Here is a 26,654-nt window from a genome sequence, read left to right as displayed (position 1 = left end):
AGATGGTTAACAAAAAGGAGTGAATACTTTGAGATCTTTTTCATTACCTATTCGTTTTGTATTATTTTCTTCTTTTTTCATGACGCTCGGTCATTTTGCTGTGATGGCTTTTCTTGCTATCTATTTATCTAATTCTTTACATTTTTCCGCTATGCAAGTTGGTACAATTTTAACAGCCCTTACGATTACCTCTCGAATATTCCCACTATGTACTGGAATACTTGCAGATCGGATTGGCTATATTACAATGATGATAATCGGAATGATTTTAAGAGGGATCGGTTTTCTTTCTTTAGGCATATTTTCTGGATTCCATCCCATTATGATTGCAACAATATTCATTGGATTTGGAACGGCTTTCTATGAACCTTCTGCACGCGCTGTCTTTGGTTCCCAACCAGCCCATATTAGAAAAGATACCTTTACATACTTAAACCTCTTTCTAAACGGCGGAGCAATTATTGGACCGATCGTAGGGAGTATATTGCTTAAGTGGAATCCTATGTACCCTTTTATATTTACCGGATCACTCATGTTAGTTCTAGCATTCCTATTCTTTCTTCTTAGATCTCGCTTTCATGTTACAGTGCATGAAACACAACTTTTAACAGGAATAAAAGCAGCTGGACAAAACAAATCCTTTTTATCCTTTTCACTGATCATGGTGTTTTTTTATTCGATGTTTACACAACTTACGGTTGCATTACCTCTTCATATGAATAATATAAGCCACGATCAAAAATTAGTAGGACTCGTCATTACAATAAACGCCATTACAGGTTTTTTATTTATGATCACATTTAAATATCTCTTCAAAAAATATCATGCTCTTTCTCTTGTAAAGTATGGTGTATTACTAATGGGGATCTCTTTTCTTCTCATCCCGTTTTCTTTTCATCCAAATTGGCTACTAATGTGTGTCGTTTTATTTACAATCGGAGAAACACTTGTATTACCGAATGCCGATATCGCTGTTGCAAACTTTAGCAACGAACAATACACAGCAACCTATTTTGGTTTTTTCCAACTATCACTTGCCCTTGGATTTACGATTGGCAACTATACAGGAACTTTCTTTACGAAATATTGGCAAAATATGAGTTTCCCTTGGATTATTTTTGGCCTTTTAGGCGTTGTTGGATTTTCACTTCTTCATTTTTTAAATCGAGCTGTTAAAATGGATGAAAATCTATTGCATATAAAACAGAGTATGTAACGTTTTTACATACTCTGTTTTCACCTTCGTATACGTTAAGTCACTCTATAAAATTCCAAATATAACCTTTTGTTCATATATTTGTTATAATGTGAATAGGGAATAAATTACTTTGAAAGGAATGAAACAGATTATGACAAAAGACACAAACAAATTTCGTGTTATTTTCATGACGTTAGTTTCCGCGTTACTCTTTTGCTCTTTAATAGTCGCAGGTTCACTTTCTCCACTTACTGATTCTGGGCCTAAAGCCAATAAATTTGGTACTTACGGTATGTGGGCAAGTATAGGTATGATTCTTGTATTTTATATTCTGCCTTTAATTTTGTATATGGTAGGAGTAAATGTAATGAAAATCGTCATGGCCGTCTTTTGTGGATTTGGGATTCTCACAATCTTGACAATACTCGTGGTTATTTTAACGATGGGTAAATCCCCTATTTTACTAGTACTTTGCATTGCTACATTAATCGCTAATATTCTGTGGTATTTCATGGCTTTTCATTCCCCCTCAAAGCTAAATCAGCAAAAACGCATTATCTAATATCACTAGTTATTTACGATAATATCTACCTTAAGGAGCAAAAAATGGAAATTACATTTGTAAAAATTGAGGTGTTATTACCAGAAGGATACATAGAAACATTGAGAAATAAACTAAACGAAGTGGGCATTTTAGCGGTAGGTAAGTATGATCATGTTCTTTCTTACTCACTTGTTAAAGGATCTTGGAGGCCGCTAGAAGGAGCGAAACCTTTTAGTGGTAATACAGGTGAAATATGCTTTGGCACGGAATATAAAATGGAATTTAGATGTTTGTATGAGAAAATTGAAGAAGTGTTAAGTATTATCAATAGTATTCATCCTTATGAGGAACCCATAATTCATGTATTGCCATTATTGTTCTGAGCGAAACATAATAAGATTTGTTTAAACTAATATGTATAGCTTTGGAATAAAGTCGTATCGTTTAAAAGAAAGTTATACTTTAGGGATCTGTAAATTCATTTAAGAGATTATAACGATGTATCAAGACCCCCCAGTTTTAGTAATTAAAACAAATGATGAAGATTGCGAAGCTGTTGGTTTTGAATAAAGTTTGATTAAAAAGTAGTTTATAACATTGATTCCATCATAAAAAACCCCTCTATTTTTTGAGCAAAGATTGAAAAAAATAGAGAGTGGTTATTTTTTATACATGAACTTTTTATAAAAAAGATTAATAGTTTCAATAAGAAAATCATTAAAAACAGCCCTGATTATATATTAAGTTTGTTTTTACAGTTCTCGCAAATAAATTTCCCCTCTAAATTTAAATAGGCTTTAATTTCTGTAAATCCTTTTTTCTTAGGATATGGTACGATTACTAATGCTTGTTCATCCTTGTTAATATCTTCCTTACAGTAGATGCATTTCGGAACTATCAATGCCACTTTAATCTCCTCTTTCACCTTCCTATTTTTACACTATATAAATATCAGAATAGCCATACTTTTATTATACAACACATTAACGTACAATTTTCTTTTTTGATATAATCCCTAAGAAATATAAATAGAAGGTCTACGTTTTGACCATTTACATCAATTTTAACAAAAATAGGAAAGGTTACCCGTAATTCGATTGGAAAATTGCATTGTTTCTTGAATACTTTCAAACTCTTTTTTTGAAAAGAGGGCAACTTTTAAAGTTACCCCCTATGGATACTCTTGTCACTTTGGAAAATGAACATACTTGAAGAACTGCTTCTGCACTGGCACTTCATCTGTTCCTTTTATTTCCACCTTATCGTCATTTTACTGTGTATATGTTACAAGATCTTTCCAATTGGTAAGGATTCTTTATTCTCTTTTGTAAAACGTTTGGATATGAACTCAGGAAGTGCTATCAGTGCAGGTACGAATATTGGCAGAAACACCATGCACAACGCCGCAATACCTACTATCACTGCAGTTGCCATTTCAATTAAAATAGACATTCCTGATGGTATTAGTGTAGCAAAGGTACCAGCAAGTATGATTCCAGCAGACATTACTACTCCGCCAATATGCTTGGAGGCTTGAACAATTGCTTCCTTAGGAGAAAGATCAGGATGTTCCTTAAAACGCATCATTAGAAAGATACTATAGTCAACTCCCATTGCGACAATAATTATAAAGGAGAAGAAAGGTGCAAAGGAAGTAATTCCATCTAATTTCAGCACATCATACACAACAAAATTTGTTGCAATCATTCCGATGTTATAAGCTCCTATTATTGATCCAACTATATAAATTGGAATCCAAATGTTTCTGATGATGAGAACAAGCACGAGAAATACACTTACAAGAATGATGATTTTCGTTCGATTTAAATCATTCTCTAGTACCTTATTCATATCATTGGAACTAGAGCTTGGACCCGCGGTGCCAAATTTAGCATCAGAAAGAGCAGTTCCCTTTAGTCCGTTTGATACTGTATCATTTATTTTCTTGACTGTTTTCAGAGCATCTTCGGAATAAGGATCGGCCTTTAAAACAACCGTCATTTTAGTAAGCTTTCTGTCAGAAGACATGTAGTTGTCCATCGCTTTCTTAAAATCGCTGTTGTTTAAAGCGTCTTTCGGAATAAAGAAAGTTTGGGAACCTGTTAATTGCATCAGATAAGTGTTCGTCTTTCCTAGACCATCTGCTATATCATCAAGTCCATTACTACTTTTATTGATCCCATCTTTTAGCTGGTCCATTCCACCAGAAAGCTTTGACAAACCGTCATGTAACTGCTGCTGGCCATCCTTTATTTTTCCTACTCCTGATTTCATTTGTGCCATGTTTGTAATGATTGATTTCTGGCCAGCGCTTCCTTTCTTCAAACCATCTGAAAGTGCTGCTGCACCCTTCTGAAGCTCATCTAATCCACTTATCATTTTCGTTTGAGCTTCATCAAGCTGTTTTAATCCTTCATTTGCTGTTAGGAAGTTTGCATTCAAGATGTCATAGTTTTTACCTAATTCCGCAATACCACCACTTAACTGGGCTAATCCAGATGTAAGGGAGGAACCTGTTTGTTTGAGTTGCAGATATTGCTCATCGGAGGCTAATTGTTCCGGATACTTTTGGCCTAATGCTCCGATTAACTGATTCATGCCTCCAAGTCCCTGCTGTATTACTGGAAGCTGCTTCTCTATGTTCTTATAACCGTCTCTTAGTTGTGAGTATCCACCTTGAAGCTCGGACATGCCGTTTGAGACTTCGGTAGTTTTACTGCTGATTGTACTAAGTCCTGTCTTAATCTTTCCAATGCCATCACTGATACCTGCTGCACCCTCTACCCCCTGCTCCATTCCGATATCAACTTGATTCAAACCACCTGTGATACTGCCTAGTCCAACCTCTATATCACCTGTGCCTTTAATGAGATCATTGACACTAGAAAAGTCAGGTGATGTTAAATTGCTGCTAATGTTATTCAAACCATCACGAATCTTGATTGTGCCATCCTTTGTTGCATCCATACCTTTGGTAACAGCCTCTGTTTGATTGCTGATATAAAAATCATTGATTTGCTCAGCAGCCGGTTGTGTTACACTTGAAACTTTTTTGACGCCTTCAATGTCATTTATTTCTTCCGTAAGTTTGTCTATAACCGACAAGGACTCATTATTATTCATTACTTTGTTGCTTTCAATTGCAACTGTTGTTGGCATTGCCTGTCCTTTGTCGAAATGCTCCGCTACAATATTAAAGCCCTTTGAAGCTGGAGACGAATCCCCTAATTCCTTTAGCGTGTCAAAGGTGAGTTTTTGTGTATTAAAATAAATTGCAGGAACCGTAAATGCCAGTATGACTAACGTTGAAAGTACAGGATACTTAACAGAAACCGAAGTCACCTTAGCCCATAATTTGTTCTCCTTGTGTCCTGACGAACTTTTTGATGGCCAAAACAATTTATTGCCCAGCGTTTTCATTAAAATAGGAGTAAACGTTAAAATTTGTAGAAGGAAGATTGTTATACCAATTGCAACAACTGTTCCTGATTGGTATATATCAAATTTTGCGAAGCCGAGGCTCACAAATGCGATAAATACTGTAAGGATGCTGTAAAATATCGTTTTACCCGCTGTTTTGTAGGTAATAACGATCGCATCATCTATAGAATGACCATGGCTCCTTTCTTCCTTAAATCTGTTAAAAAGCAAGATATTATAATCGGTGCCAACACCGAATAATATTAAAATAAGCAGCAGTTGTGTAAGGCTTGTAACAGGAAAATGAAGCTTTTCAATAAGCTGCCCAGTAATCCCCATGGAACATAGGTAGGATAAACCAACTGCCAGCAATGAAACCAATGGTGTAACAATCGAACGGAACATGATGATTAGAACCACTAAGATGAATATAATAGTTAAAGCGCCGCTTTTGTCGACCCCTGCGATTGATAATTTTGCATAATCATCATTGATAAAGTCTTCTCCTGAGAGGTAATAAGTGACTTTTACATCTTTTAACTTTTTATTAAATTCTTTTTTAATGACATCAATATTCCGTCCCTTTACATCAAGTTTGAAAGAAACTAATAAAGTAGTTCCATCTTTTGAGATAAGGGAACTTTTTGCATCCGGCATACTAAAAGGATCAATGATATCACCTACTCCAAGCTCCTTCTTACTCGTTTGAATCGCTGTTATTCCTGTTTGAATCTGACTCATGTCGTCATCCGACAATTTATCCTTGTCGTAGAAGACAATCAGGTCGCTATTCCCCTTAACTGTACTCATCTTGTTTAAGATAGAACTCCCTATTTTGGAAGGATTGTCAGCACTTAAATTTCCTTGTCCCCTTTTTCTAAGGATTTCATTCACATCCGGTTGAAAAACGGTAAGTAAAACGGCAGAGACAATCCATATAGCAAATATTACCCAACGCCATTTTAATATCCTTCTCATTAGAAACCTCCTAGTGATTGATTTGTGTATGTAAGAAGAATTTTTGTTCGTTTTAAAAAATGTATTAGACTCAACACTATTACTACAACAGCTTTGCATCGCCTAAAGGCCGGTAATCTATACAATAATAGTTTTAGATTGAGTACCGTCATACTCACCTTTAGCTATATAAAAAACAAAAGAAGTATTAGACTAGGAATTGTATTCTTGCAACGGGAACCTGTAAAAACACTTCCCTCCAGTCTAATACTTTCTTTTAATAGTCTAAAACATTTTTTTAATTAAACAGATAGCCCATTATTATATCTCCAATAGTTCAAAGGCTACCTCTTTCAATTCCTTCGCGTTAGTACCAATATAAAGTTTAAACTCCCCTTCCTCTGCTTTATAGTTTAAGTGACTAGTATAATATTTCAAATCCTCTTCTGTGATGGTGAAGGTTACTCTTGTCGACTCCCCAGAATTCAAGTATACCTTTTTAAAACCTTTTAATTCTTTAACGGGCCTGACAACACTTCCGTATAAATCCTGAACATAAAGCTGAACAATTTCCTCACCGGACATGTTTCCATTATTCATTACTATGACGCTTGCCTGGATCTCATCACCAAAGGTCATTTGATTTTTATCCAGTTCAATTTCAGAATACGTAAAGGAAGTATAGCTTAAACCATAACCGAATGGATAAAGTGGTTCGTTCGGACCATCAAGATACTTTGATATAAACTTCTCAGTTTGGTTTTTGTCCGTTAATGGTCTTCCGGTTCTAAAGTGGTTGTAATAAACAGGGACCTGTCCAGTTTTGTATGGAAAACTCATAGTAAGCTTTCCAGAAGGGTTATAATCTCCAAATAGTACATCGGAAATGGCATGACCGGCTTCAGAGCCTAAAAACCATGTTTCAACGATAGCATCTACATTCTTCTCAAACCACTCAAGAACTAAAGGACGTCCATTTGTTAAAACAAGGACAGTGGGCTTGCCCAATTTGATGATTTCTTCTACTAATCTTCTTTGAACCTCAGGAAGTTCAATCTCCATTCTCGAAGCTGCCTCACCTGACATATCACTGCTTTCACCTAAAGCAAGTATCACCATCTTGGCTTTTTTTGCTTGGTGAAGGGCTTCCTCAAAGCCACCATCAATTTCATCATTAACTTTGCAGCCTTCCGCATACAAAATGTTGTCCTTATTATAAACCTTTTCTTGTATACCTTCCATCAACGTAACGGTTTGTTGACCGTATCTTGAAAATTGCCAAGGACCCAATAAATCTTTGCTGTTTGCAAACGGTCCGATAACCGCAATCTTATCGTTTTGTTTATTTAAAGGAAGAACACCATTATTCTTTAGAAGTACAATAGATTTTTTAGCAAGTTCCCTGCTCTCTTTCAGATGGTCCTGACAGAAATGATATTCTTCTTCTTTGTCTGGTCTAATGTAGCGGAAAGGGTCGTCCATGATTCCAATTTTAAACTTATAGGTAAGAATTCTTTTAACAGCTTCATCTAATTGACTCTCACGTATTCTTCCTTCCTTAAGGAGTGCTGGTAAATGATTTAAATAGGCAGTCGTAACCATTTCAATATCCATCGACGCGTCCACAGCCATTTTAGCGGCATTTTTTTGATCTTTTGAAACTCCATGAATCATAATTTCATCAATAGCTCCATAGTCCGAAATCAATATACCATTAAAACCAAGTTCATCCCTTAACAGATCTTTTAATAACTCTTTATTTCCCGCGACTGGGATTCCCTGATATACATTGAAAGAGTTCATGACTGAACCGGCACCCGCCTCCAGTCCTGCTTTAAAAGGAGGGAGATAGACATTTCTTAATGTTCCCTCTGAAATGTCTACTGTGTTATAGTCCCTACCACCTTCTGCAGCGCCATAGGCAATAAAATGTTTTAAGCATGCCATGATGGTCTCTTCGCTAAGTAGGTTATCCCCTTGAAATCCCTCTACCTGGGCTTTTGCAATTAATGATGCTAAATATGGATCTTCGCCTGCACCTTCAACGACCCTTCCCCACCTAGCATCTCTTGTCACATCGACCATTGGTCCATGATTGTAGGTAATACCTGAAGCGGAAGCTTCCTTTGCAGCAATCGCACATGCCCTTTTTATTCCTTCCATATCCCAGCTACAGGACCAAGCAAGCGGGACAGGAAAAACGGTTTGATGACCATGGATTATATCAGCGTTAAAAAGTAATGGAATCCCTAATCTTGATTTTTGAATAGCAATTTTTTGTAATTCAAAAACTCGATTAATATCAAATGCACCTAAAATCGACCCAGCTTTGCCCTCGGCTACTATCTTCTCAGCAGGCTCAGACTCAACATCTCCTCCAAATGAAAAATTAGATGCCAAACACTGGCTCATTTGACCAATTTTTTCTATAATCGTCATTTTACTTACAATCTTGTCCACTTCGATTTGAATTTCTTGCTCTGTTCTGTCAACAACCAGTTCAGGCTTTCTATATTTTTCAACTTCGTTCATTAGTGCATGTGTTAAAGAGATTCCCTCTCCCTTTTGCCCCTCAACTGGAAGATTCCCAAAGGGATGAAGAGTTATCGAACCATTAAACGTGTCTTTGGTAAAAGTAAGATTGATCTCCACAGGTTCTTCTGAAAGAAGTACGCATTTCCCTTGCGCATGAAGCTGTTCCCCTTCCACAGTTACTGATTCAATTTGCATATTTAATTGAGCAGGCTCTTTAACAGTAGAAGTATACGTATCCTTTTTATCAACTGCAAAAACAAATTGCATATTCGTAAATGGGGTTTGTACTACGGTATTCCAAGTCCCAAGCATTTTTCTACACTCCTTCTCAGGTAAATATCCTATGAAATAGACCCGCTCCGATTTATGAAGCGGCAAAATGAAAAGAATAAAATAACTAACCTTTATATTAAATAAACTCAAGAGTTTGATCGTTTAAATCACTCGATCCTTTTTTTTCGGATGACATTTCTGGAACTTTAAGTACCGCAATAGCTCCTAAGATACTCAAAATGCCAATCACTGAAAACGCTAACTCATACCCGCCAAGTCCAAGTAAAAATGGCATAATTGCCGGAACAATTGTTTGTGGTAAAGCGTTTGCAATATTTAATATACCCAGATCCTTCGCAGCGTCTTCCGGGTTTGGAAGGACACGTGTAAGAAGAGCCATATCTACTGCATAAAAGATACCCGAGCCAATAGCTGAAATAACCGCTAAAATTAAATAGATTGTAAAATTCGAAGTAAATCCTTGTAAAATCAAAGCCAATCCTATTAAAATACCAGCACCAATAACAAATGGTTTCTGACGCTTCAAATAGTCAGATAAGAAACCTCCGATGATACTAAATAAAAAAGTGATGATTGTACCAATTGCCGTTAACAACGCCACTTTACCTCCTAACTCTGCTGCGGAAAAATGAAAACGTTGTGACAGGAACAATGTCCCGAAGGAACCTGTAGCACCAACGAATAAGACAAGAAATCTAGCTAACCAAGTATATGCAAATGCAGGATATTTTCGCGGACTAGGGATAATTTTTGAAAAACTAAACTTTTCCTTTTTTGATTCCCTAGAAACCGTTGATCCTGAATCTCTTATCAAACTAACCGCAATAATCGCAAAAACAACCGGAATAATTGCTAACACAACCCATTTTAAAACTTGAGATTGACCCAAGGCGTTAGCTAGCGTAATACCAATAATTGCTGCAACCGAAGTAATTGAACCTAAAATGCCTGAAATCGATCCACGCCTTGTTACTTCAACTTGGTCTGCTACCAAAGCATTATTCGCAGATAAAACAAAGTTAAAAAACATTTGTGCACAGGACCAGGTTAATACAACTTGCCACACTTGATTACTAAATCCGATTCCTAATACCGAAGCTCCCCCTAATATACTTCCTATTAGAATCCAGGTGCGACGACGACCAAATTTTAAGCGGGTCCGGTCACTGATGGCACCAGCCACTGGATTTGCAATCATAGCGACAATTGCACCAATGGATAAAACGGTAGCCATTGCACCAGCCACGTTTTGAGGCGCGATTGCCTGCAGTTTTAATGTAATCAATAATGCCATTGGGGGTATAAGAGCTATATAAATACCAGTATTTGAAATCATTAACGCTGTAACAAGACGTTTAAATGGTGTAACTGCAGGATTCATATTCATGCCTCCAATAGATTTGAATAATTGCAATGAATTTTTATCATTTACACTGTTTCTTTAGCCAAATGCCCGTTTAATTGTTGTATAATCCCCGATAGCATTTCTTCTGTCATTGCACCCTGACTGAAGTTAACCATTGCTCGTAACGGCATATATTTCATCATCGCAATCATCATTTCAGATTGAGTAGTCTCACTTGGATATGTATTCAAATGCGGGTTTCCTTCATTCATTTTTGCCAGCAGTTCCTGTGCTATTGGTGCGAGTATTGGATTCATCAACAAATCTCCAATGGTTGTATTCCTATGAACCGTCTTCTTAATGAGAACACTTGATTCGACATAAACAGTGTCCTTAAGGATTATATCTCTGGATGATTTCCCGATTAAAATTTCAAATTGTCCTGATTCAACATGCCAGTCTTTCAGTTCCACGTTATAGTAAGCAAACGCGCGTTTATCCAATAGGAAAGTTACTGTTTTCTCCTCATCCGGCAATAATTCCACTTTTTCAAAACCTTTTAGTTCTTTTTCAGGTCTAATTACATTGGTTTCCACATCGCGGACATAAAGCTGTACAATTTCTTTTCCCGCTACATTTCCAGTATTTCCCACATTGACTGTCACTGTAACCTTTCCGGCGTCTTTCATTTCCTTTTCGCTTATGGAGAGTTTGCTGTATTCAAAGTTTGTATAACTCAAGCCAAATCCGAACGGGAATAATGGTTCAATCCTTTTCTTATCATAGTAACGGTACCCTACGAAAATCCCTTCCTTGTACTCTACTCTATCTCCTTCACCAGGGAAGTTAAGGTACGATGGAGTTTCTGACAATTGTCTTGGAAATGTTTCTGCTAATTTTCCGCTTGGATTCGCATCACCAAATAATAGATCAGCAATTGCTCCTCCAAGTGCCTGTCCGCCTAAGTAGCCTTCTAAAAGTCCTTTTACTTTCGTGATCCATGGCATTTCAATTGGAGCACCGTTACTTAATACAACAACAATATTGTTATTTATTTCTGCAATAGCTTGGATCAATTGGACATGGTTTTCCGGCAAGTTCATATGCTCACGGTCATATCCCTCAGATTCGCACCTGTCAGGAAGACCAACAAAAATGATTACTGTATCTGCACCAGTAGCAACTTCTTTTGCTTCATTGATAAGATTTTTATCCACCTCATCACTTTCAAGGAGGTATCCCTTTGCGAATAACACACTGGTATTCTTACCTGAAACGTTCTCAATCTCTTCCAAAATATTTTCTAATTTTGTAGGCTTTATATGGGAGCTTCCGCCACCTTGATATCTAGGTATCTTTGCAAATTCACCGATTACAGCAACTGTGCCTTCTTTTTTCAAAGGAAGGATTTTGTCTTCATTTTTCAAGAGAACCATACTTTCTCTTGCCACTTCCCTCGCAAGACGGTGATGGGCATTTATGTCATAGACAGCGTTTTCCTTTTTGTTTTCAGCTGCCTTAAAAATGATACTTAAAAATCTTTCTACAGCAAGGTCCAACTTTTCTTCGGAAAGCTCTCCGTTTCTTACTGCCTTAATAATTTTTTGTTCGCCGATTCCATTGCTTGCTGGCATTTCAAGCTCCAATCCGGCGGAAAGAGCATCACCTCGTTCATTTACTGCTCCCCAGTCAGAAACCACAAAGCCTTCAAATCCCCATTCATCCTTTAAAATATTATTTAACAAGGATTCGTTTTCTGATGCGTATACACCATTAACTTTGTTATAAGCTGACATTACTGTCCATGGCTTCGCTTTCTTTACAACGCCTTCAAAACTGGCAAGGTAGATCTCGCGTAATGTTCTTTCATCTATAATTGCATCGGTGGACATTCTACGGTGTTCCTGATTATTTGCAGCAAAGTGCTTCAAAGAGGTCCCAACCCCTTGACTTTGCACACCATTAATATGACTTGCTGCCATTTCAGAAGAAAGGTACGGATCTTCTGAAAAATATTCAAAGTTTCTTCCACAGAGTGGAGAACGTTTAATATTTACCCCAGGTCCAAGTAAAACTGCGACATCTTCAGCCTGACATTCTTCTCCTAATGCAACGCCAACTTTATTAATTAATTCTCTATTCCATGTACTTGCTAAGCCTACAGCGGATGGGAAGCAGGTTGCAGGAACGCTGTCAAAAATCCCTAAATGATCGGACCCTTCCTTCTGTTTGCGAAGTCCGTGTGGTCCATCGGTTACCATAATGGACGGAATCCCCAAGCGCTCAATCCCTTTTGTATGCCAAAAATCTAAACCTGAACAAAGACTAGCTTTTTCTTCTAATGTCATTTTGGATATAATCTGCTTTATATTTCTTTTCATATCGCTTCTCCTGTTTAATTTATTTTTGAAACCGTTTTCTTAAAACTATTATAGGTTTTATTTTTCTTCAGATATGGTATTATTTACAGAAAAAAGGTAATAATTACAGTTGAAATTTTTTAATCTATCAAAATTAAACGAGTGGAGGAAAGTCATGAATTTCCCTAAACAAGAGGATTTTGAATACATTTGCAGACTAGGTTTTGAGGTGTTTAAAATACCTATCTTTTTCTTAAATAATCAAGGAGAATCGGTATTTGAACATTACATTGATCCTCAGCATCACCTGTATGATGACTTAAAAGGAAAATTACTAAATCAATTGTTTTTAGGGGATAACACGCTGCACTTCCCCGTATTTACAGAAACTGATTACTTGGGAAATCTATTCTCGATTAATATATTTTTCGAAGAACAATTTTACGGAAAAATTATTGTTGGACCTGTCCTTTTTTCCAAAATACCGGAGGAATCCATTAGAGGAATTCTTAACGACTTTCATTTAAGCATAAATAAAGAGAAATTGATGGAATATTACCGTTCCCTTCCTGTTATTAGTCAGTGGGATTTCATTAACATAAGTAGATTTCTTTTTTATACGGTTTATCAAAAAGAATTGGATACGGTTGATATACATCAACAAAATAGATTGTTGGAAGAAAGGAGGTTTAACATTGAACAGCCAGAAATTCAAGTATCAAAACAACGACAAACAACAATGTCATATATTGATCCACTTTATGAAAAGAAATTTTTCTGTTGTATCACAGAGGGGAAAAAGGATGAGCTGATTAAAGTATTTCAGACTCGACCTAAAGAATGGGAAATAGGTGTTCTTTCGAAAACAAGTCAATTACGAAGCATAAAAAAATTGGCTATCGCTGCGATTACACTTGCTACCAGAGCTGCTGTTGACGGAGGTCTTAGTCCCGATATTGCTTACACTCTAAGCGATTTGTTTATCCAAAAGCTGGAGGAATTGAACGAATATAGATCAGTGAACCAATTGTTAGAAAATGCTTTTGTAGAGCTTACTGAACGAGTTTATAAAGGAAAGAAACTGAAATATTCCAAGCCCATTAATACTTGTCAAATTTATATATTTTCCCATGTATACGAAGATATCAGCCTTTCACGATTAGCTGAATTAGTCGAAATGAATCCAAACTATCTGTCTAATCTTTTTAAAAAAGAAGTTGGCATTACAATAAAAGAATATATACAACAGGCTAAGGTGGATGAAGCAAGGAGCTTATTGACCTTTACACCACATTCTTTAACTGAAATTTCGACTCTTTTAAACTTCCATGATCAAAGTTATTTTACTAAGGTTTTCAAAAAAATTGTAGGTGTGACTCCAAGCCAATTTAAAAGAGGGATTATGGAGAGTCCAAAAAAGGAAGAGCAAATTCCAAGTTGTACGATAAATAAAAAGAATCCATTTTGAAAAAAGATTGATCAAAACGGATTCTTCTCCAGCAGATTTAAGTTTGGTTTTTATAAAAAAATTGATCATTTCTACCTATGTTGTCCCACAATCGCGCCCGATCGTTGAAGGTCATTGCCTATTCAATATAAGCATTTGCTAATTCTAAAAGGAGTTTTGGCAGAAAATCGCAGTTTTTCTGCCAAAAACCCCTACAATAAATTAATTCGAATTTATCGATTTATATTCTTTTTCATACCAATGGTAAATTTCTTAAATCCAAAAGTTTCATAATATGTTTCCAAACTTTCTACGCACATAAGTTGAGGCATTACTCGATTTTTCTCACAATGTTGAATAATTCGATTCACCATTTCTTTTCCGATTCCCTCAGACTGATAGCTTGGCAGCACACATACTCCACAAACAATTCCAGTAATTACACCATCCGAAATAACACGTCCCATACCTACTAATTGTTGCTTATCAAAAGCATATATTGCATACCAACTTTGATTACACATTTGTTCCAGTTCATGAACTGTTAATTTATGTGAATTCCACCCTAAAGATTCATATAGGGTTAGTAATTGCTCAAAGTTATCAGGGGACTCAATCGTATAATGGATAGATTTCCCCATATAATTACCTCCTGACTTTTGTATATTACAGTTTAACATCAACACATAAATTTATATTTTCACGTAGCTTCTTCTTTCATTAACTTGCCCCGTTACTTGAAGAAGCAACTGCACTATCATTGTTCCAGTAACGCGCCCAATTGTGAAATTGGCAAAGGCAGTCTAATTATCGAATAGCCCTCTTCCTCTTAGATTTGCGGAAATAGGCTCCCTCCCTATTTCACGTGCCCATATAGATAACTGGCCGATATGGTGGATTTCGTGGGCAATGACATGACGTATGATCTCTCCGTGTGTACATTCAATGACTCGATGCCTGATTGGTGCGTCTCTAGAGCTAATCGGGTCTTCATTGAAATCAGTTTCTGAAAGTTTCCGAGAATCCATTTCATTTGTCCAAGACGTCACAAATGGCTTCACTTTCTTACGGTATTGGGCTGAAAGATTTTTCACTTTTTGTAAGTTGGCATAATCTTCAAATAATGGTTCCTCAGGTACTCGTTCACCTCGCAAACCTAAGATCCACATATATTCCACATCTACAATATGAAATAGGGTATATAGGATACTACCAAACCCACCGACCCGTTTCTTTAATAGTTCTTCATCCGGTATGTCTTCGCACAATGTAAACCAATCATCACGAACTTGCCAGTTATATTGAAACAGTTTCAACATCAAAGCAACCTCCATCTTTTAGATTAACATTTAATATTCACCAAAAGACTTCAAAATCCCTATTTAAATAATAACTCTAAAAAACTTGTTAAAACCCTCTACAAACTGGCCCTTTAATTGAACATTCCAGCACAAAAATGATCAAACTATATTCCAAACAAACAACATGAATTTTACAAATGAAAAGGCAAAGCTACTCAGCTTTGCCTTCTTAAAAATTAGTCAAAATCATTATGTCCATAATCTTTCTATATCAATTAATTCCTCACCACTAAACTTCATTCTGTATACATCCGGTTTTGATGTTTCCATTAAAAATTCATATCCATATCGACTATCAAAATGTTCCATCATTAAAGTCATAACAAGTCCATGAGTACCCATTACAATTTTATGCCCTCTAAAATCCTTTAATATTTGCTTCAACACTGCCACAGCACGGCTCTGACAATCTGTTTTTGATTCCCCGCCTTGTAATGCAAAATCCGGACTCGAAAACATTCTCTTTACAAGCGGATATAATTCCTTATCTGATATTTTCGTATCCCCACTTGTAAACATACATTCTTTAAGGTTTTCGTCTACTAATATTTCCTTCTCGTAAAAATGAGCTAACTCCTCTATCGTCAACATAGCTCGGCTATATGGGCTTGAAATGAACGTGTCTACTCCTTCATCTTTCAATAATTCAGTTACTCTAATTGCATCAATTTTTCCCTTCTCAGTCAATCCGCGTGTTCGTTCGTCTCCTTCTGTTTTTGGCGATTCGCCATGTCTAACCATATAAATGTATGTATACATAATTTCCTCCTGAAATTATTGTAATTTTTTATTTATCAACACTACTAAAATGTAACATCTTACACGACAATTTCTATTGCATTCTTAGAGTCTCTTTTTCTTTGCCTTTATAATTAAAAAACTTGGTTGTTTTAATAACTTTTCATAAGATGATGGGTAATTTTGTCTTAATTCTTCTGTTGGGATCGGTTCAATTATTTTTTCAATTTCAAAATGATGAAGTGTATCATTTATAATGTCTTGCAGTGGTCGGCGATAAAAATACATATCAATATACTTACCGCTTTTCTTCCATTTATCATGAAGAAATTCACAGTTAAAGTATTCCTTATTCTCCGATAACTGAATATCCATCGCTGGATGATGAACGGAAAACAAAAGTGTTCCATTTTGTTTTAATACCCTCTCAAATTCAGCAAATGTACGGTTCCAATCTGCAATATAGTGAAGAGCTAACGAACTGACAATGCAATCAAATGTACTATCCGCAAAAGGTAACGTATTTTCAAAATCTAGTTGATAAACCTCTGCTTTCTCCCCTATTCTTCTTTTGGTAGCCGCAACCATCTCGCTACTAACATCAATCGCGATTACATTTGCTTCCCTAGTTAGAAACTGTTCTGTATACCATCCTGCTGCACACCCTGCATCGAGTATATTCATCCCTGTCATACTGCTAGGCAACTGACTCATCATAGCCGGACGTTCATAATCTATATTATACGGACTCTCATAATCAACACAATGTTCATAATGACTAGCTAATATATCGTATGCATCAATAATTTGCTGTTTATTCATACTCTATCTTCCTTTCTTAATTGAAGACGTAACTTTCATTCTAACAAATTTTATACACTTAAAGACATTAACCAAAAACACTCTACTCTTTAAAAAGAGCCACTAAAAAATCCTCAAATATGCAAAAGAAAAGCTATTCTTTCATAGTTATTTCCATTCTCTTCCGTTTAAAAAGGCGAAAAAGTAACCAAATCAGCAACAAGGTCCAAACTAGAATATATATATGCCCACCAAGTGTATAAAACGTCCAGCTTTCTCCTTGAGAGACAGACAACTTAATATGATCCCACTCATTTCCCTCTCTTGCAATACAGTTCAAGGCTGAGAACACTGGAACAAACAAAATACAGCAAATATTAATGATACTGCCTATCATACTGATGCGTTGTTTCTTTTTCTGGGAGAGGTAAAGACAAGAAAGGCTGAATGCGATTAATAAACCACCATAGTAGATTGCCCAAAACCAACTAGGTAAGGAAGAAAATATCATAGGACTCCACCTCTCGTTTGAAAAGACGTAATTTTCATTTTATCACAATTCCAAATAATTGAAAATATTCAAACATAACATAGGTCATTATTTTCACATGAATATAAGAAGAAGCAGCAACTATACAGTTGCTGCTTCTTCCTGTTGTACATCCATTTTACGAATTTCGATACGCTTAATTTGATGTGCATCTTTTTCTAAAACTTTAAATTCATATCCTTCTGCTTCAACCGATTGTCCTTCTTGAATTTCGTGATTTTGTGTCATCACCCAACCGCCAATTGTATCAACTTCTACTTCATCAATGTGTAATCCAAATAAATCTTGAATTTCACTAATCAATACTTTACCATCGACAATTTTATGATGCTCATCAACATGATGAATTGGAGGATGCTCATCTTCATCATATTCATCACGAATTTCACCAACAATTTCTTCTAATATATCTTCAAGCGTCACAATTCCCGCTGTCCCGCCATATTCATCATATAACACAGCCATTGGAATTCGCTTCTTTTGCATTTGCAGAAGTAAATCATGGATTGGAATTGTCTCCATTACTTCAATAATAGGACGCATAAATGTTTTGATAGATTGTAGGTCTTCTTTATCGTTTTTCATATAACGAATAAAGAAATCTTTTACGTTTACCATCCCGATAATATCGTCTTTATCTTCTCCAAAGATTGGGTAACGTGTGTACTTTTCACTTCGGATTACTTTCATATGATCTTCTACTGAATCTTCAAGATAGAAACCAACGATTTCTGTCCGTGGCACCATAATCTCTTTTGCAATACGATTATCGAACTCAAAAATATTGTTTACATATTTATACTCCGCCTGATTAATTTCCCCATTTTCATAGCTCTCTGAAAGAATTAAACGTAATTCCTCTTCCGAGTGCGCTACTTCATGCTCAGATGCTGGTTTTAATCCGAATAACCCCGTTACAAGACGCGCCGATTTATTTAACATCCAAATAAACGGGAACATGATTTTGTAAAACATGATAAGCGGTGCTGCAAACAACATTGTAATTTTTTCTGCCTTTTGAATTGCTACTGTTTTCGGTGCTAGCTCACCAACAACTACATGTAAAAAGGTAACCGTTGCAAATGCAAGAATATACGATACTGAATTGGCAACTGTATCTGGAAAATGTAGATCTTGAAATAACGGCTGTAATATACGATGAACCGTAGGCTCTCCAAGCGATCCGAGCGCAAGAGCTGTAATAGTTATCCCTAATTGACACGCCGATAAATATTCATCTAAATTCGCTGTTACCTTTTTGGCTGCTAATGCGCCTCGTCTTCCCTCTGCGACAAGTTGATCAATACGACTTGAACGCACCTTAACCATAGCAAACTCTGCTGCCACGAAAAATCCAGTAAATGCGATTAAAATCGCAATCATAACTAAATTAAATATTTCCAAAGAATCCCCCTTAGTTTGAAAACTAAGGTGTCCACCTCCTGTATAAATAATTACTTTCTTTTACTCTTTAAATTTAGAAAATAAAGCGCTATACAGAAATTAAAAGGGTGGATAGCTCTATCTACTATAATAGTAAGATAAGAGATTGGATTAAAGCTGTCGTTTGAGTTGATAAATGTTTCGTTAGTTTTTCGCGCTGTGAATCTGTTAACCCATCTAATAACGGTTTTAATTCTACTAATTCCGTCTCCAAACGGTGGATACGCTCTGTTACATCATGTACTTGTTCCGAAACGTTTTCATTAACACCGAGCAGCTTTGTTTTCTCCTCGATCCTATCCTTAATTTCAGAAAGCGGTATATGCATTTCTTTACATCTCTCAATAAAACGTAATGTTTCAATTGCTGTTTCGTCGTAGTAGCGATAATTGGATTGAGATCGCTCCGCTTTCAAAATACCTAGATTCGTATAATAATCAATCGTTCGTTTCGAAACATGAGCCATGTGAGCCAACTGTCCGATTCGGTACACCTTCCCAACGACCTTCCCTCCCCAGTATGTGTTACAAATATCATACAATACATAAACTGTACAGTCAAACGTTATGGTTAAGAATAACATTTTATAAATATATTAAGATCTTTTTCCGGTCAAAAAGAAGAAGCTATAAAGTGAAACTTTAATCAGTGGGGGTTTTTTCATCCCCCACTGATTATTAGTTGAACCAATCGGGCTTTTACGGGCAGTTTATCTCCCACCTAACTTCTTAAGAAAAGCAGAAGCGGCTCGCTCAGAATCGCAGGACGCCCACGCCCCTGACAAAGAGGCGCTTTTTGCCTCGTCCGAGGGGGCGAAACGACCTGCGATTCTAGCCGCTGGAGCTGGACAATGCTTTCGCTGAATTTTGAGGTGGGAGTATTACTGCCCGTTAATGCGGGATAAATCTACTTGTCGTAGAATAGCTTCAATTTCTTACTACATTTTACTTGATAAAAATTCTGTTGTTTTTATTACATTTGCAAACATTTTTTCTAAAGCACCCATGAATGCCGTATGAACACGTTTAGCCTGAATCGTTTCATCGTTAAATACAAGGTCTTTTGTCGTACAGGCATCTTCAATTACTGTACATCCAAACTCCAAATCACTAGCAGCTCTAACTGTTGTATCGATACACATGTGCGTCATCATTCCGCATATCACCAAATGTTCAATCCCTTCTTGTTTAAGTAACTCGAATAAATTAGTTTCTCGAAAACTATTCGGATAATTTTTTTGTACAACAAATTCATTTTTAAGAGGCGCTATATGAGGATGAATTTTTACCCCTTCTGTATTCGGAATAAAAAAAGTAGCCCCTTCTTTTACTGATATATGTTGCACGTGAAATATAGGTAAATTCATTCCCCTAAAAAAACCTATCACTTTTTTTGCGTTTTCTACCGCTTTTAACGGTTCATGTAATTCACACCCGCCTCCTGGAAAATAATCATTTTGTATATCAATTAATACAAGTCCTGTTTTCATTTTCGGCCTCCAATATTTTGAAAATTAAGTTATAATCTTATTATAGAGCTTTATCGAGTTAGCCATAACATTCTCATGAAAGACTTTGACGTCATATGATTTCACCATGAAAGGGTTTGGAACCATGATTGATTCAACAGATTTGCAAATTCTTGATTTACTAAAGAACAACTCTCGAATGCAGTGGAAAGATATTGGAAAAAACGTTCATATGACAGGCCAATCCGTTGGAAACCGTATTCGAAAAATGGAAGATGGAGGAGTAATAAAAGCGTATACCATTTTAGTAGATCATTTGAAATTAGGCATGCAGTATACTGCTTTCATCACGGTTTTTATGAAGACAAATGAACATACTACATTCACGTCATTTATTACAAAAGAAGATTCCATCGTTGAAGCTCATAAAATTAGCGGTGAAGGATGTTATTTCCTCAAAGTACAAATAGACTCCCAAGAAAATTTACATAATTTATTAAATGAAATTTTAAGATTTGGCAACTATCGCTTAAATTTATCCATTCATCAAATAAAAGAAACTTATTCAAGATAGAAAGGAGAATTGTGATGTATTACAACAACTTATTCGAAAATGATCAACCAGTAATCCGTCTCTAAGACGGGCATACTATTGCTTCGTCTTAAGGATATTTTTCTCTAATCCTAAACTAGACGGAGGTCTTATGATATGAAACATTCATTACTCGGGACATTATGTTTATCGCTTGCTGCAAGCATTTGGGGAGGCATGTACGTTGTTAGTAAATACGTACTCGAATATGTTCCCCCGCTTACGCTTGTTTGGTTACGCTTTGTTATCGCTTTTGCGATTTTATTTATCATTTTACAAATCACGCAGCGAAAACAGCAAACAAAGATATCAATCAAGAGAAAGGATTGGTTATTATTTGCTTGGATCGGTTTTATCGGTTATTTTGTTTCCATTGCCTTTCAATTCATTGGAACAAAATTGTCCGATGCTCATACAGGTTCTTTAGTAACATCAGCAACACCAGCCTTTATGATCATTTTTGCAAGAATAATAATTAAAGAACGTATTACCATACGTAAATTTATTTCCGTACTCCTAGCAACGTTAGGTGTTTCTATTGTTATCGGATGGGATATCAAAATTGGAACGTATTTCACTGGAACAATCATTTTAGTCGGGGCCGCTATTACGTGGGCATTATTATCGATATACGTCAAAATCGCCTCGCAGCGTTTTTCGTCCTTAATCATTACTACGTACGCCATATTTTTTGCGATTTTGTTTATTACGCCTTGTATGATATGGGAATTACAAACATATCGCTTACAGAGCCTTAATACATTGTTGATCTTAGGAATTATCTACCTTGGTATCATCTCAACTGCTGGTGCTTTTTTTCTTTGGAACAAAGGTTTGGAATTAATGGATGCAGGAATTGGCTCACTCTTTTTCTTTTTCCAACCTCTTGTTGGATCATTTCTTGGATGGTTACTACTGGATGAAGAGCTAAAAACCACATTTTTTATCGGAGCTATACTCATTGTAGTGAGTGTTCTTATCGTTGCAATTGATAAAAGAAAGACATCTTCACATAATAAACATACAATTTTATATATCAATGATAGATAAAGAAAACAAGGGTGGTGTAAATGCCATCCTTGTTTTCTTTATAGATTATTTTATTCGTTACATTTCATCTGGACTATAATAATCTAACACATTATTACCTATCCCTACTTCTGAAAAAATAACATGTGTAACTGTTTCAGCAAATTTTGAAACATCATCAATAAACGCTTCTACTTCTTGAAAGCTTCGGACAGAAATTTTCACTATATAACTAGCAGGCCCTGCTACGCGATAACAAAAAACAGCTCGCGGATAAGCTTTCATGTATGCTCTAAACCTTTCACACTGTCCATTTTTTGTTTTCACTTCTAATACAGCATGAATATGAAAACCTAACTTATCATAATTAATTTTTGTTGTATAACCTTCAATAATCCCCTCATCCTCTAACTTCCGTACTCTTTCAGCTACGGAAGGCGCAGACAAATTAACTTTTTTAGATAATTCACGAATGGAAAGACGAGAATTTTGATTTAAACATTGTAAAATTTGTGCGTCAATTACATCTATTTTCATTTGTAATGTCCCTCTCATAAATTTGTTTTAACCACAAAGAAAAATCATAGAATGCATTATGAACAGAAAGGAAAATAGCTCCATCCTATATTATCATATACTTATAAAACTTATTACTCTATGTAAGGAGGCAACCCCATGGCACTAGAAATGAAAGCGAATTGTCAAACTTGTAATACTGCCCTTCAAGAAGATTCAGAAGCATACATATGTGTATATGAATGTACCTTTTGCTCACATTGTACAGAAAGCACAAACCACGTCTGTCCAAATTGTGGTGGTGAATTAGTTCGAAGACCGAAAAAGAAATAACAGTTTATGCAACAAAAGCGCAAAATCTTATAGATTTTGCGCTCTTTACTGTTATTTTTTCACCACTTAATTTCTTTTATCTTTTCAATGATTACTTCGGCTAAAAATTCATATCCATGTACTCCAAAGTGTAGTCCATCTTGCTTTTCATTCTCTAAAAGAAGCTTATAATTCGGTAGTTCAATGATAGATGTATATAAATCAAGAAAATTGCTACCAGTTCGAGCAGCTACATCTGATACAACTTCTGCATATTGCTTTAAAACAGCATTTGTTCTTGCATTTTGCCTTTCCTCATCAATTGGAGCTGGGCTAATTAGTAATACTTTGTGTGGTGAAATTCGTTCTACAATTTCTAATATATTTTCTCTATATTCTTGTAATGGTATTTGTTTATGAAATGCAGCATCATTCGCACCAAAAAATACAATTACAAAACTAGGCTGATGAGATAATACATCTTCTTCAAGCCTTTTGAGTGCATCATTCGTATTATTACCTGAAATACCCGCATTCAAAATTTCCCATTCAGGAAAAGCGTTTCGCAATCTAGGTGTTAACCGCAATGCCTTATTTTCAAACATTTCTCTTGCTGTTATACTATCCCCAAAACAAATTAACCTTTTCACTTTCTGCACCTACCGTTTCTATTTATAACCTATCTTTGTAATGATATTATTTATCAAGTAACTTTCCTTCAAGTGCCTCTATATACCTCTTCGCTGATTTTTGAACAGCTTCATTTGCTTTTTCCTTCACAATTCCATGAAATGCATTATACAATCGGTTAAAATTCAGCTCTTTTACGTTCTCAGCCATTTCTTTCACTTTCCATGCTGGTAATGGAATGAGATTCGGATAACTGTACATAAAGCTTACCCATCTTGCATCAGCAACAACTTGAATAATATCTCCGGTTAATAGAACTCCTCTTCCTTCATCCCCAGTTTTCCAATGTAAAACAGAACCACCGCTAAAATGCCCACCTAAACGGTATAATGTTACGCTCTCGGAAATTTCCAGAGATTCTCCAGACCAATATACAATTCGTTCACTTGGACGTATTACCCACTCTTTATCATCTTCATGAATGTAAATAGGAACATCAAATCGTTCCGCCCATTCTACTTGTGTAGAATAATAATGCGGATGTGATAAAGCAATCGCATGAATTCCACCTAACTCATTTATTTTAGCTACTGTCTCTCCATCAATGTAGCTAATACAATCCCATAACACGTTAGACTTATCTGTTTGAACTAAATACGCATTTTGGCCGATTGCAAACTTCGGTTTTGTTGTGATGCTATATAAATTTTCTTCTTCTTTTACAATCTCATTCTTATATGTTTTGCTTTCCTGTAAATTCTCTAACGTTGTCCATGTTTGTCCCATCGGATTTACATATTGACGTTCTTCATTACAAATTACACAGTTTACAGGTGGTTCATTATAAAATGGGTATTGCACACCGCACGTGATACAAACATAATGCTTCATCTTTATATCTCTCCTTCAAATTAACTAGAAATATCATAATCAATATGTAGTCCAGTTAAGTACACACTTAATATCCCTTGATGCGTACATTCAAAGTGAACTAACCAATTGAAACATTTTTCGATATCAGGATCATTCATTTCTTTCCAAACCACAGTTCTTTCCCACTCGATTTGTCCCGAGGTAAATAATTTGTAACCATTCCCTAATTCACTATAATACGCTTTCAACTTATCGAGATTTACGGACATTTCTGAATCCATTCGTTTTTCCCGCCATGATGGTCCTTTTTTATTCATCATCGCACGCAAATAAATTTCACGTGCATCTGCAATATGGCGAAGCTCTTCACCTAATGTTTTCATAGATTCATATGGACGAAAAGAAAGATCTTCTGAACTTAAGTGCTTCAATAAACCATTAGTAAGACTAGAATAATAATCCCAATATTCAACAATTGATGTTTGAGCCATATCTACCCTCCCGCAAACATTTGTTCTTCTTACAGAATATCACAAAATTAACTATTAAATCAAATTATTTTTTCGATAATTACAAAATGATAGAATATTCAATTTGTTTTTCTGTTTGTTATACAAAAATAATGACTATCATAAAATACTCTGTAATATACCACGGAAAGAAAGCGCTTAAAATACGTAATTAATTGAATTTTATATACAATAAAATTGATAGAAAAAATAAATTTACGAAAAATTCATTTTTGTCTTGCATAATAATTTATTTTTGTTATTATCGTAGTAATTCGACAAAAAATGACTTTGTATTGTAATTACTGTACAAAAAATTCAAAATATTTAAATTTGGAGGTTTTTTCGTGTCAAAAAATGTACAAACTTCACATATCTTTGTGATTGGGCTTATGCTCTTTGCCCTTTTCTTTGGAGCAGGTAATTTAATTTTCCCTGCTATGTTAGGACAAACAGCAGGAAGTAACGTATGGGTTGCTACCGCTGGATTTTTAATTACAGGAGTTGGTGTACCACTACTTGGTGTATTAGCATTTGGTGTTTCTGGTAGTGATGACTTACAAGCAATGGCAAGTCGTGTACATCCATGGTTTGCGAGTGTATACGCATTTATTCTTTATTTAGCAATTGGTCCTCTTTTTGCTTTACCTCGAGCAGGAAGCGTATCATTTGAAATAGGTGTAAAACCATTTGTAGGAGAAAATAGTAGTCATTTACCTTTGATTATTTTCACTATTGTGTTTTTCGGCATTACGTGTTTACTCTCTTTAAATCCAACAAAGATTGTTGATGTTGTCGGAAAATTTTTAACACCGATTAAATTATCATTTATCGGCATTTTAGTTGTTACGGCTGTTGTAAAACCAATTGGTGACATTCAAGCGCCAACACAAGAATTTGTTACTAATTCTTTCTTCAAAGGCTTTCAGCAAGGCTATTTAACAATGGATACTCTCGCAGCTTTCGTATTTGGTATTATCATTATTAATGCAATCAAAGCGCAAGGTGTAAGTGACCAAAAAGTAGTTATCAATGTTTGTATAAAAGCAGCACTAATTGCCGCTGTCGTATTAATTGCTGTTTACACTTCACTTGCATTTATGGGCGCTTCTAGTGTTTCTAAATTAGGGCACTTAGAAAATGGCGGAGAAGTTTTATCAAAAGTAGCAAATTACTACTTCGGTTCTTTAGGAAATTTATTATTAGGAATGATGATCACTGTAGCTTGTTTAACGACAAGTGTCGGGCTTACTACAGCATGTTCATCCTATTTCCATAAAGTATTTCCACAAATATCATATAAAACATTCGCTGTTATTTTAGCTATATTCAGTGCAGTTATTGCAAACCTTGGCTTAACAGAGCTGATTACCATATCTGTACCTGTATTAACAGCGATATATCCGTTAGCGATTGTATTAATTTTCTTAACGTTTTTACACCGCGTGTTTAAAGGAAGATCAGTAGTATATCAAGTAAGCTTACTGTTTACTTTTATCGTAAGTCTCTTTGATGGACTAAATGCTGCAAATCTAAAAGTTGAAGCAATCAATTCTTTATTCTCACGCATTTTACCTTTATATGATGCTGGACTCGGATGGATTATGCCAGCACTTATCGGAGCGGTATTAGGCTATGGAATTAGTTTATTACGAGTAAAGAATACTTCTAGTGTAGATACATCTCATGATCTTGCACGAAAAAAAACATCCTAAACTTTTCAGTTTAGGAT

The 26,654-nt window shown here is 35.7% G+C and carries 24 protein-coding genes and 2 pseudogenes; 8 read left to right on the top strand and 18 right to left on the bottom strand.

Annotated features, from left to right (window positions below; genetic code table 11):
• Window positions 1-28 precede the first annotated feature (28 nt).
• From BM211_RS11145 to BM211_RS11135, 3 genes are all read left to right on the top strand, one after another.
• Complete coding sequence (locus BM211_RS11145; RefSeq protein WP_090997196.1) at window positions 29-1,216, top strand: MDR family MFS transporter; 1,188 nt, start codon at window positions 29-31, stop codon at window positions 1,214-1,216.
• Window positions 1,217-1,337: 121 nt separating this feature from the next.
• Complete coding sequence (locus BM211_RS11140) at window positions 1,338-1,760, top strand: DUF5391 family protein (RefSeq protein WP_256217078.1); 423 nt, start codon at window positions 1,338-1,340, stop codon at window positions 1,758-1,760.
• Window positions 1,761-1,804: 44 nt separating this feature from the next.
• Window positions 1,805-2,125 carry a YqfO family protein gene (locus BM211_RS11135; RefSeq protein WP_035436495.1) on the top strand — a complete coding sequence of 107 codons (321 nt, stop codon included), beginning with the start codon at window positions 1,805-1,807 and terminating at the stop codon, window positions 2,123-2,125.
• A gap of 350 nt (window positions 2,126-2,475) precedes the next feature.
• On the opposite strand, the gene BM211_RS11130 is transcribed toward BM211_RS11135, so the two are convergent.
• The 6 genes and pseudogenes from BM211_RS11130 to BM211_RS11105 all read right to left on the bottom strand — a co-directional run bounded on the left by BM211_RS11130 (window position 2,476) and on the right by BM211_RS11105 (window position 12,674).
• On the bottom strand, window positions 2,476-2,649 hold the full coding sequence (locus tag BM211_RS11130) for a Fe3+ hydroxamate ABC transporter substrate-binding protein (protein WP_090997193.1): 174 nt from the start codon (window positions 2,647-2,649) through the stop codon (window positions 2,476-2,478).
• Window positions 2,650-3,026: 377 nt separating this feature from the next.
• Window positions 3,027-4,016: pseudogene (locus BM211_RS27510) on the bottom strand (MMPL family transporter); the annotation flags it as partial.
• A 1,050-nt stretch (window positions 4,017-5,066) separates the two neighbouring features.
• Window positions 5,067-5,972 (bottom strand): annotated as a pseudogene (locus BM211_RS27505) (MMPL family transporter); the annotation flags it as partial.
• A gap of 468 nt (window positions 5,973-6,440) precedes the next feature.
• Window positions 6,441-8,966 carry a glycoside hydrolase family 3 N-terminal domain-containing protein gene (locus BM211_RS11115; protein ID WP_090997186.1) on the bottom strand — a complete coding sequence of 842 codons (2,526 nt, stop codon included), beginning with the start codon at window positions 8,964-8,966 and terminating at the stop codon, window positions 6,441-6,443.
• A gap of 97 nt (window positions 8,967-9,063) precedes the next feature.
• Window positions 9,064-10,329: an MFS transporter gene (locus BM211_RS11110; RefSeq protein ID WP_177206922.1), complete on the bottom strand. Its 1,266-nt coding sequence runs from the start codon at window positions 10,327-10,329 to the stop codon at window positions 9,064-9,066.
• Between the two features lie 47 nt (window positions 10,330-10,376).
• On the bottom strand, window positions 10,377-12,674 hold the full coding sequence (locus BM211_RS11105) for a glycoside hydrolase family 3 C-terminal domain-containing protein (protein ID WP_090997180.1): 2,298 nt from the start codon (window positions 12,672-12,674) through the stop codon (window positions 10,377-10,379).
• 154 nt (window positions 12,675-12,828) lie between these two features.
• Here BM211_RS11105 and BM211_RS11100 point away from each other — a divergent pair, with 154 nt between their 5' ends.
• Window positions 12,829-14,121, top strand: a complete 1,293-nt coding sequence (locus tag BM211_RS11100; RefSeq protein WP_090997177.1) for a helix-turn-helix domain-containing protein — start codon at window positions 12,829-12,831, stop codon at window positions 14,119-14,121.
• Window positions 14,122-14,333: 212 nt separating this feature from the next.
• Here BM211_RS11100 and BM211_RS11095 read toward each other — a convergent pair whose 3' ends face one another.
• The 8 genes from BM211_RS11095 to BM211_RS11060 form a co-directional block, all read right to left on the bottom strand.
• Window positions 14,334-14,741, bottom strand: coding sequence for a GNAT family N-acetyltransferase (locus BM211_RS11095; RefSeq protein WP_090997174.1), 408 nt, complete (start codon window positions 14,739-14,741; stop codon window positions 14,334-14,336).
• Window positions 14,742-14,903: 162 nt separating this feature from the next.
• Window positions 14,904-15,419, bottom strand: coding sequence for a DinB family protein (locus tag BM211_RS11090; protein ID WP_090997171.1), 516 nt, complete (start codon window positions 15,417-15,419; stop codon window positions 14,904-14,906).
• A 231-nt stretch (window positions 15,420-15,650) separates the two neighbouring features.
• Window positions 15,651-16,220 (bottom strand): histidine phosphatase family protein, encoded by a 570-nt coding sequence (locus BM211_RS11085; protein WP_090997166.1) that lies wholly within the window; start codon window positions 16,218-16,220, stop codon window positions 15,651-15,653.
• 84 nt (window positions 16,221-16,304) lie between these two features.
• Window positions 16,305-17,021: a class I SAM-dependent methyltransferase gene (locus BM211_RS11080; protein ID WP_090997163.1), complete on the bottom strand. Its 717-nt coding sequence runs from the start codon at window positions 17,019-17,021 to the stop codon at window positions 16,305-16,307.
• 133 nt (window positions 17,022-17,154) lie between these two features.
• Window positions 17,155-17,511 (bottom strand): hypothetical protein, encoded by a 357-nt coding sequence (locus BM211_RS11075; RefSeq protein WP_090997159.1) that lies wholly within the window; start codon window positions 17,509-17,511, stop codon window positions 17,155-17,157.
• Window positions 17,512-17,631: 120 nt separating this feature from the next.
• Complete coding sequence (locus BM211_RS11070) at window positions 17,632-18,954, bottom strand: hemolysin family protein (protein ID WP_035436505.1); 1,323 nt, start codon at window positions 18,952-18,954, stop codon at window positions 17,632-17,634.
• A gap of 124 nt (window positions 18,955-19,078) precedes the next feature.
• Window positions 19,079-19,486, bottom strand: a complete 408-nt coding sequence (locus tag BM211_RS11065; protein ID WP_090997156.1) for a MerR family transcriptional regulator — start codon at window positions 19,484-19,486, stop codon at window positions 19,079-19,081.
• Window positions 19,487-19,930: 444 nt separating this feature from the next.
• The gene (locus BM211_RS11060; RefSeq protein WP_090997153.1) at window positions 19,931-20,482 is read right to left on the bottom strand and encodes a cysteine hydrolase family protein; all 552 of its coding nucleotides are present in this window, start codon (window positions 20,480-20,482) and stop codon (window positions 19,931-19,933) included.
• Window positions 20,483-20,588: 106 nt separating this feature from the next.
• Here BM211_RS11060 and BM211_RS11055 point away from each other — a divergent pair, with 106 nt between their 5' ends.
• Window positions 20,589-21,035 carry an Lrp/AsnC family transcriptional regulator gene (locus tag BM211_RS11055; RefSeq protein WP_231559741.1) on the top strand — a complete coding sequence of 149 codons (447 nt, stop codon included), beginning with the start codon at window positions 20,589-20,591 and terminating at the stop codon, window positions 21,033-21,035.
• Window positions 21,036-21,170: 135 nt separating this feature from the next.
• On the top strand, window positions 21,171-22,103 hold the full coding sequence (locus tag BM211_RS11050) for a DMT family transporter (RefSeq protein ID WP_090997150.1): 933 nt from the start codon (window positions 21,171-21,173) through the stop codon (window positions 22,101-22,103).
• Window positions 22,104-22,160: 57 nt separating this feature from the next.
• On the opposite strand, the gene BM211_RS11045 is transcribed toward BM211_RS11050, so the two are convergent.
• Window positions 22,161-22,619, bottom strand: coding sequence for an Lrp/AsnC family transcriptional regulator (locus BM211_RS11045; RefSeq protein ID WP_090997144.1), 459 nt, complete (start codon window positions 22,617-22,619; stop codon window positions 22,161-22,163).
• Window positions 22,620-22,757: 138 nt separating this feature from the next.
• On the opposite strand from BM211_RS11045, the gene BM211_RS11040 reads away from it, so the two are divergent.
• Window positions 22,758-22,931, top strand: a complete 174-nt coding sequence (locus BM211_RS11040) for a DUF1272 domain-containing protein (RefSeq protein ID WP_035436521.1) — start codon at window positions 22,758-22,760, stop codon at window positions 22,929-22,931.
• A gap of 59 nt (window positions 22,932-22,990) precedes the next feature.
• Here the strand turns inward: BM211_RS11040 and BM211_RS11035 are convergent, their stop codons facing one another.
• The 3 genes from BM211_RS11035 to BM211_RS11025 are packed head-to-tail and all read right to left on the bottom strand — an operon-like array spanning window position 22,991 to window position 24,904.
• The gene (locus tag BM211_RS11035; protein WP_090997139.1) at window positions 22,991-23,560 is read right to left on the bottom strand and encodes an SGNH/GDSL hydrolase family protein; all 570 of its coding nucleotides are present in this window, start codon (window positions 23,558-23,560) and stop codon (window positions 22,991-22,993) included.
• A gap of 46 nt (window positions 23,561-23,606) precedes the next feature.
• The gene (locus BM211_RS11030) at window positions 23,607-24,431 is read right to left on the bottom strand and encodes an MBL fold metallo-hydrolase (RefSeq protein WP_090997136.1); all 825 of its coding nucleotides are present in this window, start codon (window positions 24,429-24,431) and stop codon (window positions 23,607-23,609) included.
• A gap of 20 nt (window positions 24,432-24,451) precedes the next feature.
• On the bottom strand, window positions 24,452-24,904 hold the full coding sequence (locus BM211_RS11025) for a DinB family protein (RefSeq protein WP_090997134.1): 453 nt from the start codon (window positions 24,902-24,904) through the stop codon (window positions 24,452-24,454).
• A 365-nt stretch (window positions 24,905-25,269) separates the two neighbouring features.
• Between BM211_RS11025 and brnQ the strand changes: the two genes are divergently transcribed.
• The gene (gene brnQ / locus BM211_RS11020; RefSeq protein WP_090997131.1) at window positions 25,270-26,637 is read left to right on the top strand and encodes a branched-chain amino acid transport system II carrier protein; all 1,368 of its coding nucleotides are present in this window, start codon (window positions 25,270-25,272) and stop codon (window positions 26,635-26,637) included.
• Window positions 26,638-26,654: the final 17 nt, after the last annotated feature.

Origin of the sequence: Bacillus sp. 491mf (genome assembly GCF_900112415.1) — a bacterium.
GTDB lineage: Bacteria > Bacillota > Bacilli > Bacillales > Bacillaceae_G > Bacillus_A.
Note: the sequence above shows the minus strand (reverse complement) of the source record. Positions and strands in the feature narration are given on the sequence as shown.